Annotated in this window: 10 protein-coding genes; 2 read left to right on the top strand and 8 right to left on the bottom strand. The window is 49.6% G+C overall.

Features of this window, described 5'->3' with window-relative positions; translation table 11 throughout:
* Positions 1 to 14 precede the first annotated feature (14 nt).
* From SPTER_RS02805 to SPTER_RS02775, 7 genes are all read right to left on the bottom strand, one after another.
* Complete coding sequence (locus SPTER_RS02805; protein ID WP_144348958.1) at positions 15 to 1,223, bottom strand: 2-hydroxyacyl-CoA dehydratase subunit D; 1,209 nt, start codon at positions 1,221 to 1,223, stop codon at positions 15 to 17.
* A gap of 38 nt (positions 1,224 to 1,261) precedes the next feature.
* The gene (locus SPTER_RS02800; RefSeq protein ID WP_144348957.1) at positions 1,262 to 2,287 is read right to left on the bottom strand and encodes an ABC transporter substrate-binding protein; all 1,026 of its coding nucleotides are present in this window, start codon (positions 2,285 to 2,287) and stop codon (positions 1,262 to 1,264) included.
* Between the two features lie 143 nt (positions 2,288 to 2,430).
* Positions 2,431 to 3,312, bottom strand: coding sequence for an acyl-CoA dehydratase activase (locus SPTER_RS02795; RefSeq protein ID WP_144348956.1), 882 nt, complete (start codon positions 3,310 to 3,312; stop codon positions 2,431 to 2,433).
* Positions 3,313 to 3,376: 64 nt separating this feature from the next.
* The gene (locus SPTER_RS02790) at positions 3,377 to 4,159 is read right to left on the bottom strand and encodes an ABC transporter permease (protein ID WP_246105452.1); all 783 of its coding nucleotides are present in this window, start codon (positions 4,157 to 4,159) and stop codon (positions 3,377 to 3,379) included.
* 26 nt (positions 4,160 to 4,185) lie between these two features.
* Positions 4,186 to 5,526 carry a nitrogenase component 1 gene (locus SPTER_RS02785; protein WP_144348955.1) on the bottom strand — a complete coding sequence of 447 codons (1,341 nt, stop codon included), beginning with the start codon at positions 5,524 to 5,526 and terminating at the stop codon, positions 4,186 to 4,188.
* The gene (locus tag SPTER_RS02780) at positions 5,523 to 7,082 is read right to left on the bottom strand and encodes a nitrogenase component 1 (RefSeq protein WP_144348954.1); all 1,560 of its coding nucleotides are present in this window, start codon (positions 7,080 to 7,082) and stop codon (positions 5,523 to 5,525) included. Before SPTER_RS02780 ends, SPTER_RS02785 begins: the two co-directional genes overlap by 4 nt.
* 91 nt (positions 7,083 to 7,173) lie before the next feature.
* Positions 7,174 to 8,031 carry an ABC transporter permease gene (locus tag SPTER_RS02775; RefSeq protein ID WP_246105451.1) on the bottom strand — a complete coding sequence of 286 codons (858 nt, stop codon included), beginning with the start codon at positions 8,029 to 8,031 and terminating at the stop codon, positions 7,174 to 7,176.
* Between the two features lie 576 nt (positions 8,032 to 8,607).
* Here SPTER_RS02775 and SPTER_RS02770 point away from each other — a divergent pair.
* Together SPTER_RS02770 and SPTER_RS02765 are read left to right on the top strand one after the other, a co-directional pair.
* Entirely contained in the window at positions 8,608 to 9,018 is a 411-nt protein-coding gene (locus tag SPTER_RS02770; protein WP_144348953.1) for an EVE domain-containing protein, read from the top strand.
* A 391-nt stretch (positions 9,019 to 9,409) separates the two neighbouring features.
* A complete protein-coding gene (locus SPTER_RS02765; RefSeq protein WP_211367412.1) occupies positions 9,410 to 10,228 on the top strand; it encodes an IS110 family RNA-guided transposase in 819 nt (272 codons plus the stop codon).
* Between the two features lie 620 nt (positions 10,229 to 10,848).
* Here SPTER_RS02765 and SPTER_RS02760 read toward each other — a convergent pair.
* Entirely contained in the window at positions 10,849 to 11,634 is a 786-nt protein-coding gene (locus SPTER_RS02760) for a transposase (RefSeq protein ID WP_144348952.1), read from the bottom strand.
* Positions 11,635 to 11,895 lie beyond the last annotated feature (261 nt).

Here is an 11,895-nt window from a genome sequence, read left to right as displayed (position 1 = left end):
CGCAGTATTGTGTACTAGGCCAGCATCTCAACAAACGCCCTGATCCGCGTCAGGATCTGGCCTGTGGGCGGTCCGACCTGGAAGGTGCCCTCCAGGTTGATACTGGGAAACCCCTTCTTATGGAAATAATCCCGCCACATCTCCCGCGCCACACTGCCGTAAGAGCAGCCCAGGTAACCATAAAGCACCAACCCCCGGGCTTTGACCTTTTTCAGTTCCTGTTCAATCACCTTTTGTACATAAATGGAGGCGCCGGCCTCCTGATTGCCCAGGACATGGCGGGCTAAGGCCTCCACCGGCGGCAGGGTTTCATCATAATTATTGAAAGGGTAGCCGCGGAACCCGAGCAGGGCGCCGCCGGCCTGATCAATCGCTTCGTAGATGCCGAATTCCTGGCCGGCGCTGCCAACCCAAACCAGGGGAATGACTTTTGCCAGCTCGCTTTTGCTGACAGGCGCTGTTTCCAGTTCAGCAATCAGCTCATCCAGCACAGCTTCATATGCGGCCGGCTTGCCAAAATAGGTATTCAGCCCTGTCAGGAGATAAATAGAAGGCAGGCTGCGCATATAGTAAGGGTTTTTAATCCGCAGCTCCAGGATTTTCCTGACCTTGACGATCAGCCGGTTTTTGCGCTGAATCTCGGTTCTGAGCTTTTCTTCATTAATCTCCCTGCTGCCGGTCAGCCACTCTGCCGTTTCGTAAATCTGTTCAATAAGAAACTGTACCAGTTGTTCCAGCCGCTCGCCTTTTACGCCGGGAGCCCGGTAAACCACATCGATGGCATGAACATCATAGCCTTCTTTTTTCATCAGCTCCCAGGCCAGATTATAAGGCTCGCAGGCCACGCTGGCGCCGATAATGCGCTTGATGCCGGCCCCGCGGCGCTTATGCCACTGGCCAACAGTGCACTTGACCATCGAGCAGGTTTCCTGGGGAAACTGGTAATAATCCTCGGCAATCGTAACCGATTCCATGTCACTCAGGCGTCCCATCTCGCTGTAAGCCACCGGAATAATACCGGAAGCATAAGCCAGCGGTATTTCCCAGCCGGTGGCCCGCGACCAGACAGCATTAATCTGTCCCTGGGCATACGCTTGTTCCGCATCCTGCACATAAGCTGCGGACAGGTCTAATAACTTGCCGATCGCCGGGGAATAAGGGTGAACCTGAGTTTTACTGTAGATCAGATAGTCTCGCGGACTCTGAATATCTTCAATGTCCATACATCTGGTGCCTCACTTTCTACCATGCCGCTATTTTCCTAACTCTTAACGTTAGGATTAAATTCATTGGTAAATATCTGCTCCGGTTTAACCTCATTTTTTATTTCCCCGAATTCTTTCAGTAAATCAATCCAGACTGTTGCCGTTTCCGGCTGAATAATTCCCTGCGGAGCAAAATAGCCGGTTCTTAGCAGCTTGGGATCAACCTTCGCCCGCTTAACGGTAATATCGATAGCCTGCTGCTGATTAGCGTCAGCCCAGTCGTTGGCTTTGGCAACTGCTTTGACAAAGCGTCTAACCACATCGGGCTTTTCTTTAATGAATTTTTCCGAAAAATAGAAGGGAGTCCCGCCGCCGACTGTCCCGAAAACATCATAATCGGTAAACAATACGGTAAGGCCGCCCCGGGCCACCAGGAAGTTGGGGTTTTTATGAAAGCCGGCTACATCAATGTCCCCTTGCCGCAAGGCCTGCTCCAGGTTGGCCTCCGGCATGACAATCACCTCAAGCTTGCCTTTGGGCGACTCAATGCCGTTCTTTTTCAGATAAGCATACGGGGTGTATTCGTTGCAGCCGCCGATGGTGGGTATGCCCACCTTCTTACCGACCATATCGGCGGCACTTTTTATCGGACTGTTGTCCAAGGTCACATAGACCATGTGGGGTATTTCCTTGGTTGTTTCCGTACCGGCCACTACGGCTTTGATCTTGGCGCCGGCCGAAATGCCGGCAATGGTTCTGTTAATATGAGCGGCACCAACATCAATTTTCCCGGCCACCACGGAAGCGACCAGCTGGGGCGACGGTACAACGCCCACATATTCCAGTTTGATGTCTTCTTCGGCAAAATAGCCTAATTCATCCGCAATCATATAGATATCAGGCCGGGTTACATCACCGGGAGTAGGGATCCTGATGATATCCGGCTGTTTGGCCTGACTCTCAGCGGCAGTCTTTTGCGCTTCCTGGTTCTTGGCGCAGCCAAACAGCAACAGGGATAAAAGCGAAATCAGCAGCAGGCCCAGAATTATTGTTTGACGGCGATTTTTAAGTACAGTTTTCATTACATTGCCTCCGTATCATTTATATTTGGTAGCAGGAAGAGTGGATCACTGTCTGTTGTAAACGAGGCTATGAGGGGTATCCTCAGCCTTCAGTTAGATGACTGACCGGCTAGTGGCAGCAATCAATAAACGGCCTGGCGCTGCTAACTTGCTGAAGCCGATACGCCTCCTTGCTCAGCATTTATTGCGGCCAGGGTCCTTTGCGCAATCACCGCGCCGCCTAAGGCCCCGGCATAAATGGTATCAAGCTTAACCTCACTGATTGCATGGCCGAGTACCTCGGCCACAGCTTTTTTCATACCGGCATTGTTGGCTACGCCGCCGGTGAATACCAGGTCCGGTTCCAGGCCAATCCGGTTAAACAGGTTGCGAATCCGGCGCGCGGTCGCAATATGAATGCCGGCCGCAATATCGGCCCGTTTTTCGCCTTTCGCTTTCAGGGAGATAACCTCCGATTCGGCAAAGACTACGCACTGGCTGCTAATGTCTGAGGGTTTGGTGGCCTTGAGCGCTTCCTGGCCCAGTTCTTCGGTAGTCAGATCCAGCAACTGCGCCACTTTTTCCAGAAACCGGCCCGTACCGGCGGCACACTTGTCATTCATAATGAATTCCACCACTTTGCCGGTCTTCGGATCTACCCGGATTGCTTTTGAGTCCTGGCCGCCGATATCGACAATCGAGCGGACATTAGCATTAAGTACATGGGCGCCCATGGCATGGCAGGAGATTTCAGTAACAATTTTATTGGGGATATCACCAAATTTAAGCGATATCCGGCCATAGCCGGTACCAACAATATATTGAATATCAGCTTGCTGTAAACCGGTTTGTTTTAGCAGTTTGTCAAACAGCTTGTCGGCGGTCTGTTGGGTAAACACGGCCGTTGGCGTGATCGCGGTATACAGCTTGCCTTCTGTCAACAGGACAGCCTTGCCGGTCCGGGAACCGATATCAATACCAAGCACAGTGTCGTTCGTAAGCGTACCTGTCAGTTTTTTATCAATGACATCAACTATTTTTTTCATTCCTGGGTCACTCCTTCGTTTTGCTAATTTTTATCGTAAGCAGGCCTGCATTTGTCAGGCTGACTTAGGCGGTGCCGGTAGTTCCTTTCCAGCGGGTGAGGTGCTGTTCGAGCCTGACAATTAAATAATTGACCGACATGCCCAGCATAATCAGCACTACAATGCCGGCATACATTTTTTCAATCTCATATTTATGCTGGGCATCAAAAATCAGGAAACCCAGCCCGGCGCTGGCGCCCAGCATTTCCGCCGCCACCAGAATAATAATCGAGCGGGTGGCGCTGATCCTGAGCCCCGTAATAATGGCGGGCACGGCAGCCGGTACTATAACATGCATAAATAAACCTAACCTGGACATCGCCATCGACCGGGCCGCTTTAATCAGCAACGGATCAACCGTCTTGACACCTTCAATGGTGTTAATCAAAATCGGCCAGATCGAGCCCCAGAAGATAATGCCGACTTTAGACAATTCCCCCAGCCCAAATACCAGGATAAATACGGGATAGAGCGCCAGTGTCGCCGTATTCCGGCATATCTGCATCAGCGGGTCGACGATTTTTTCCAGGCGCTTAAACCAGCCCATAAAAATCCCCAGCGGAATCGCAATCGCCACAGCAATAAAGAACCCCAGCAGCGTCCGGTGAAAGCTGGCCATGGCGTGCTTTGCCAATTCACCGGACAATAGCAGGCTTAGCAAGCCCTGCATTACATCACTAAAAGGGGGTAAGCTGCGGGAATCAATCATACCGGCTGCAGGAAGAATCTCCCAGATCATGATTACTACCCCGATAGCAACAACTCTTTTTAACAATTTCCAACCCGTATCCCAATATGCGCTTAGCACAATCTCACCACCCCTGTATCTATTACTTATCTGTTGCTAATTAAGGTACTCAGAATATCGGTAGCCAAATGCAGGCCGCCCCGGTAGCCGGCATACGCCTGATCAGTCACTACCCGGTTGCTCACCGGATAGCTAACACTGAGAAAACCGGCTTTAAATTCCTGGGCCAGCGGCCGGTCCCAGGTACTGCCCAGCACAAAAGCGGGGCTGATGGGCGAGCCGTAGTCATCCGCTTCTCTCGCCACTTCCTGTTGTAAGGCGGTCTCAATCCGGCTGGTATCTGTTTCAAAAATCAGCTTAGGCTGCAAGGGGGCCGGCAGGGAACTAAACCGTTCAGCTACCCTGGCTTTACCGGCATCATCCAGGATATCGGTCACAGCCACCAGGTAGGGAATCCAGCCAAAATCCTCGGCCAGAAAGCGGGTGAGCGCATAACTGTAATTGGCATCGCCCACTACAATGGCAAAACGCTGCAAATCCAAATCATTATACAGCTCAGCGACATGCTCAATATAGGCATAATACCACTCAGTTTCCTGTTGCACTACGGCGGCCAGAACAGCCGGGTCGATTGGAATATAACCGGCCAGCTCGGTTAAAAACGCCTGGGTAGCGGTAGGCCCAATCGGCAGCGGCAGATTCACAAACGGTATGCCATGGATTTCTTTAAAGGCCTGGGCGGCCCCCAGACCGTGCACATCTGACAACACAACAGTCAGGGCCGCCTGGGACGAGGTTTTCAGCGAAGACAGCTCATCAAAGGGGCTGAAAAAGGTATTCACCTGCAAGCCCACAGTTGCCAGCAGCCGTTTCAATTCCAGCAGATTACCCCGCCAGAAAACATCCTGCGTGGGAATAACCCCCAACAGGTTAATCTGATTGGCAACCTTGTCAAGCCCCTTTTCCACTACCTGTTCAACCAGGGCCGTAAAAATCAGGTCATAGCCACTGGCAGAATTGCCTTTAAAACCGCCGGTTTCAGCAACTACCAGCGGTTTGCCCTCCGCCTGGAACCGCCCGGCGACCGCCCGGACGTCATCGCCGATAATATCGGTCATGCAGCCGGTGATCACCGCATACAGATCGGCATCAATAATCGCCAGCGTACTGTCAATTTGCTCGGCCAGACGGCTTTCGCCCCCGAAGATTACCTCTTTCTCCAGAATATTAGTGCTGGGTGTGGCCCGCCCGTTGCAATAGCTGGTTCCCCAGTAACCGCTGCCGGATTTGGCCGCGCCGTCGGCGGCCGAGGCGCAGCCGGGGGCTGAATGCACAATGGCCACCGCCCGATTGATTGCATTTACCGTGACCAGGGCACCGCCCAAAGCACATTGATAACGCGGTTTTTCAATAAAATTGCTGCTCATCGTACTATCACCTCTTTTGCAGTCTGAGTTGCCGCCGATTCCTGTTCCCAGGTCTGAAAAGCTTCCTGCACCTTAATAAAAGCGAACGGGTTTTGTTCATACCAGACCGGTTTATAGGGATTTTTCGTATTTTTAGCCAGATTGCGGTTAAAAGAGTAGTTTTTCAGGACCCGCGCGGCTTTTTTGGCTACCGCATAGAAACCCTGATAGCCAATATAACTGTCAAAAATTCTAAAAATAGTTACTGTCGGCAAGCCCTGCTTAGCCGCCCAGATATTATCCGTAATATGGCCGACGAATAAATCCGGTTTCGTTTTCTGCAGCAGGTTGGTCAGTTCAAAGGGCTGGAAATTAGCAATATCGACAGCAAAGTTTTTTCCATTTTGTTTTTGCACCAGTTTCTCATAATAATCTTTGCCAAAATGATCATGATGGTAGGAGCGTACCCCGACAACCTCCATGCCCAGTTCCTGAAACAGGGCGCCGGTTACCAGCGCCCGGAACTCACCGGCACTTAAAAATACTGTTTTGCCGCTCAAAACAGGCTGATATTTGGCAACCGCCTGCCACACCTTCTGCTCTTCGGCGGCAATAACGGCGGCGGCCTGCTGTTCCAGGCCAAAATGGCCGGCAATATCAAGCAGCCAGGTCCGGGTATTTTCCAACCCGATCGGCATGTCTTTCAGGACATAGGGCACACCGTATTCTTTGTACAGATAGTCAATAAAATAATCATCATGGGTGGGACAGACACTAATGGTCAGGTCGGCCTGCGTCATATTACGGATGACCTCCCGGGTAGCAAAATTGGGGCCAATCGTAACATCAATCCCGATCGCATTCAGCAGCCGGGTAATTTCATCCTCATCCGGCTTCCCCACTGAAGCCAGATTGATCACATTGACCAGTGGCCGCTGACGCTTGTCGTCCGCCGGGCGCCGCGGCGGCCGGCCTTCTTTGTCACTTTCAATGAAACCGTGCACAATAGCGTGAAAAGCCACATCATAGCCAGTTGCCCAGACCTTGGTTTTAAACCCTTCACAATAGGCAACAAGCACCGGTATCGCCAGTTTATTCCGGACCCGGTCAATGACACTGGCGACATCATCACCGATAATGGAAGGCGTGCAGGTCTGGAATACCACAATGGATTTGGGGGAATACCGTTCATAGGTCTCCAGAATTGCATTTTCCAGCTTTGCCTCGCCGCCATGGACAACATCGCTTTCGGTCAGATTGGTCGATACCCAGATGCCGTCTTTGGCATGGGGATTGCCTTTCTGCACATTCCGCAGCCGGATGCCGATGACGGTGCTGACTCCATTGGCCGTACAGCCGATGGCGCCATGAACGACAACCGCCGTATCCGGTAAAGTCAGCAGCATTCCCATTGTTGGCAGCAATTGACACAGTCCGGACTGGGAAAAGGCCCGTTCCTGGTTTTTCAGACAGCCTTTATTCTCTCCTTTCAGGCTGCAGGCTGTACCGCCGTAAGCGATACAGGCCTCCAGCCTGCTCTCACGGCCTGGCACTGTTTTATCTTCCAATAAGCTCATATTTGTACCTCCCTTATATGTACACACCAGCCTTAGCCAAGCAACCTCCTGTGCAGCTCTGCCGACAGCGGTTGTGCGGTCAAACTGCAAGTCAGTCGCCTACAAACTTTTCTTTCCAGCCAGTCAGGCGTTTTTCCAGGGCGACAAGCAGGTAATTAACGGTAACGCCGAGCAGCGACATAGTAATAATGCCGGCGTACATCTCCGGTACCGCATACCGTTCCTGAAAGTAAAAAATCATGAAGCCCAGGCCCGCATTGGCCCCAATCATCTCAGCCGCCACCAACACCAGGATGGAACTGGCGGCGCTCAGGCGGACACCTGTCAATATGGAAGGCAGCGCTGACGGCGCAATGACCTTATACAGCAGGGTCAGCTTCGATACCCCCATGGAGCGGGCCGCCTTAATCAGCAGCGGATCCGTATTCTTAACCCCCGAAATCGTGTTAAGCAACGAGGGCCAAATTGTCCCCCAGATGATAATTGCCATTTTCGAAGTCTCGCCCAACCCGAAAAACAACAAAAATACCGGATACAAAGCCAGCACTGAAGAATTCCGGCAGGCTTGCACCAAAGGGTCCACCACTTCTTCCAGCTTGCTGTACCAGCCCATAAAAATCCCCAGGGGAATGGCAATCCCAATGCCAATGAAAAAACCGGTTAACGAACGGCTGATGCTGATTGAAAAATGCTTAAAAATTTCGCCGGAGGCAATTATTCTAAACAAACTTTGTATAACCTCACTGAAGGGTGGCAGAAGAAAGGAATCGACCAGTTCGAGTCGTGGGGCCAGCTCCCATACCAGCACTACAATCATAATACCCAGTGTTCTTTCAAGAATGCTTACGATTGGCGTCAGCAAGCGATTAAGCAGCCAGCCCGGTTCAGCAGCGGCGGTCTGCCTATTTTGATAACCCCGGCGAAAATTGTTTATTACGTGTTCAATCATCCAAACCGCACCTCCTTAAAAATCATTTTAAAATTCTATTAAAACCGGAAAATAACAAAAAGCCGGAAACGCCCAATCTTGCGCCTCCAGCTTATTTACCGGTCAACCCATTACAAACTTCCCGCTATTTGATTAATACCGTATTACCGGGAAAACTAGTTTTGACACGTCCCTTAATTCTCCAGCCCCTTCCCCAAATGTCAAAAAGCCAAGGTTCATCAGAATGAACCTTGGCCTTCAGTTTGTTAACTGATCAGCATAGAATCGTAATAAAATCAAATGAAATACTTATTTCTGTAATGGTAATTATAATATCATATCCCACACTCTCTGTCAACGTGAAAACAAAGGTCTTCTAACTACAATAACAAGCAGAACTTACCGTTACCCCAAAACACGTTCTTGCTAAAAGACGCCAGCTTATGCGCGTATATCCGCCCCCCTAATAAAGACCGCTTCCTTGCGGTCCGGCCAGCCGAAGGAGCTGCGGTCTCCTTTACTTACAGGCCTGCTGTTTTTGCTATAAACCGGCAATTATTATAAAATAAAACTAAAATAAAAAAGAGGTGCGTATCTATGTCTTTTTGGCTGGCCAAAACAGAACCTGAAACCTTTAGTTATTTCGACCTTGAACGTCTAACCAAAGATATGTGGGATGGTGTTCGTAATTTTACTGCCGCTAAACATATAAAAGCCATGCAGCCTGGCGACCTGCTTCTGATTTATCACTCCGGCAAGGAAAAAGCGATTGTCGGCGTAGCCGAAGCCGTCTCCGACCCCTATCCCGACCCCACCTCGGCCGATTCCCGTTTTTACACCATTGACGTCATTCCCCGCTATCGCCTGCCGCAGCCTGTCACCCTGCGCGATATTAAAGCCAATTCCGCCTTTGCCGACTGGGAACTGGTGCGCCAGTCCCGCCTCTCCGTCATGCCGGTCTCCGACAGCCATTGGCAGCTTATTATGAAATTGTCCGGTCAGGCCTAACCTGTCACTGATCTACATTGCGGCACTAGTTCTGCTGTCTTCACGGCCACTATTTACCTAAAAAAATACAGTAAGAAAAGAAACCGCTATCCCGGTCCTTTGGCTTTGCACACGTCAGTTGATCTGGAATGCAAGGGCAGTGTCTTACTTTTGGCATTGCCCCAAAAATCAGATGCAACGCGCGCAGTAGCATCACCATAAACGAAAACAATGTCGTATAATTAAAGTGTGGCATAAGGTCGATACTTTTTGAGCTAAGAACTCGACCCCAAAATTGATATGACTTCCTGCTTGAACCACATATTGTCCAGCTCATTCGGGCGAAAGGACGTGTAGTAAAAAATAACTTACAGGAAGTCGCGCCATATTTTATCTACAAGGGGATGCTATTGTGGACATAACTTATGAGCGTTGTTGTGGGATTGATGTACACAAAAAGAAGATAGTTGCCTGTCTCATCTGTGGTGGAAAGCAGGAACTTCGTCAATTTGGTACAACGACAAAAGAACTGCGGGATTTATCAGCCTGGCTAGTCGAGGCTAGCTGTCAAATGATTGCCATGGAAAGTACCGCTTCCTACTGGAAGCCATTGTACAACATCTTTGAACTGTCCGGCTTGGATGCCATGGTAGTCAACGCCCAGCACATGAAATCTTTGCCTGGTCGTAAGACCGACGTTAAAGATGCAGAATGGATTGCGGATCTTCTCCGACATGGGCTACTAAAAGCAAGCTATATTCCGGACCGTGAACAACGGGAACTGCGGGAAATCTCTCGCTACCGCAAGAGCCTGATTGATGAGAGAAGCCGTGAACTGAACCGATTGCAGAAAATGCTAGAGGGAGCCAATGTGAAACTATCTAGCGTAGTAAGTGCTATCAACGGCAAGAGTTCCCGGCGGCTTTTAGAAAGTATTGTCCAAGACAAAAAGCTGGATGAAGACGAAATTCTAAGGCTGCTTCATCCCAGCATGCACGGTAAACTCAATGAAATCATGGCTTCTGTTGACGGAGTTATCTCGCCTTTGCAACGCAGATTGCTGCGCAATGTCCTGGATCATATTGATGATATGACAAAACGTATCGAAGATATGGACAAACTCATCAAAGACTACCTAGGCAAATATGAAGCTGCCATCACAGCCATAGATGAAATTCCGGGGGTTGGGAGAATCAGGTTGGACATTTGGCGGGACATTTGTGACATTTGAGGGACATTTAGTCGAGTAGAGGCGGAACTCACGTTCCAGCCCCCCTCACAGAACCGGACTTGCCCTATTAAGGCATCCGGCTCTTCATAGCAGCATTTACTTACGCTTAGCCATAGCTATTGTTTGGCCAACTCAGCTATCCATGTCAGTTTTGTTTCCAATGGTTTCTCTGCCTCTAGTGCAGCCATTGTTTCTCTTTCCAAGGGCTCTACTATGTTACGTCCTTCCCTCCGCAGGCATTACCCTGCTTCCTTGGTACTACTACGTAATCCGACTCCCTGCCACTTATTTGGCTTCCTTGTCTTCAACTTGTCGGCCATACTCCTATCGGAGAGCGGCAGGGTCTCCCAAGTTCACACGGAGTAACAGTGTGTAGCATGCCAAGACCTTCGATCCCGGGGCGCCGGGCTTAGCTCGCCTTTATCGCTAAACTCGGTATTGTCTTCTGCTCGTCCCATGCATCGACCTTTCCCATTAGGGATTTCGGGATTCTACATCTTCAGCTTGCGCTTTCGCCCTACTACCTTTCCTGCCTACGCTTAGACCTGGCGTTACCGCTTCAGTCCCAAGGCTGGATACTGGGTGACTGGCTAGGCCTTCCCAGGCGGGATTCCCACCCGCTATACTCCGTGTGCTTCTTGGCGCACGGGACGTTCCTTTTTTGTCAACTTTTTTGCCACAACACCCCGGGAGATGCCGGTCACTCTCTCAATCTGGCGAATCGATAATCCCTCCTCTTTTAGTTTTCTTAGCATGGTATCACGCTCGGCTTTTTCCCATGAACCGATCTCGTGCGGTTCGCACCCATTCGTATATTGCATGATTCTGCGACGAATCTCCCTATCATCTATACTTTGTTTCCCTAAAGGTTCAAACCTATCATCAGTCTCAATTTGATGTAGTCGGATCCATTCATCACGCCCGGTTAGCTCTAGCGCAAACCCAGTATCAGTTAAAGATCCGCCAAATAAATACTCTCTATAACTACTAAACGGGTATTCTTCCAGTTTATTTACTAGCCCCGCTTTCACCGGATTCTGATGTATATAGCGCTGCAACGGAATAAAATATTCGTCCACTTCTACCGGTACGCTTTTATAACGACTCGCTATCAGCGCTCCGCTACGTTGATACTTGCGGTTAAAGTACATTGCATATTTGGTCAGTAGGCGTTTCATAATCAGCGATATATCTCCCAGGCGCTTTTCCCTCACAAGAAGATGAACATGATTACTCATTAAGCAATAGCTATTCAGCTCAAATGCAAGGTCGACTTTCAAGTTCTGTAATGCTTCCAGAAAATAAATATAATCACTCTCGTCTTCAAATATGTGTTGATGATTAATTCCACGAAATACGATATGATAAAAACCGCTGCTGCTTAATTGGCGCGCCTGCCTTCCCACTTATCATCACCTCTGGTTCTATTATAACAAATTCTTGACAAAAAAGGAACGTCCCCTATGTCCTCATTAAATTCGCTCCTTTTACTTAAAGTAATTCTTTTGCTTGTTTGTGCCCCATTTACTTCAGAATAAAATAAAAAAGGCTATGGATATTATTCCCCAGCCTTCAGTCTTCCTGATTAGCAATGGTATTATTGTGTATATTTACCATTATACTATGCTGATAATCTATTGTAAATAACAACTATCGCTGACGGGCCA

Source organism: Sporomusa termitida (assembly GCF_007641255.1).
In the GTDB taxonomy this organism is placed as follows: domain Bacteria; phylum Bacillota; class Negativicutes; order Sporomusales; family Sporomusaceae; genus Sporomusa; species Sporomusa termitida.
Note: the sequence above shows the minus strand (reverse complement) of the source record. Positions and strands in the feature narration are given on the sequence as shown.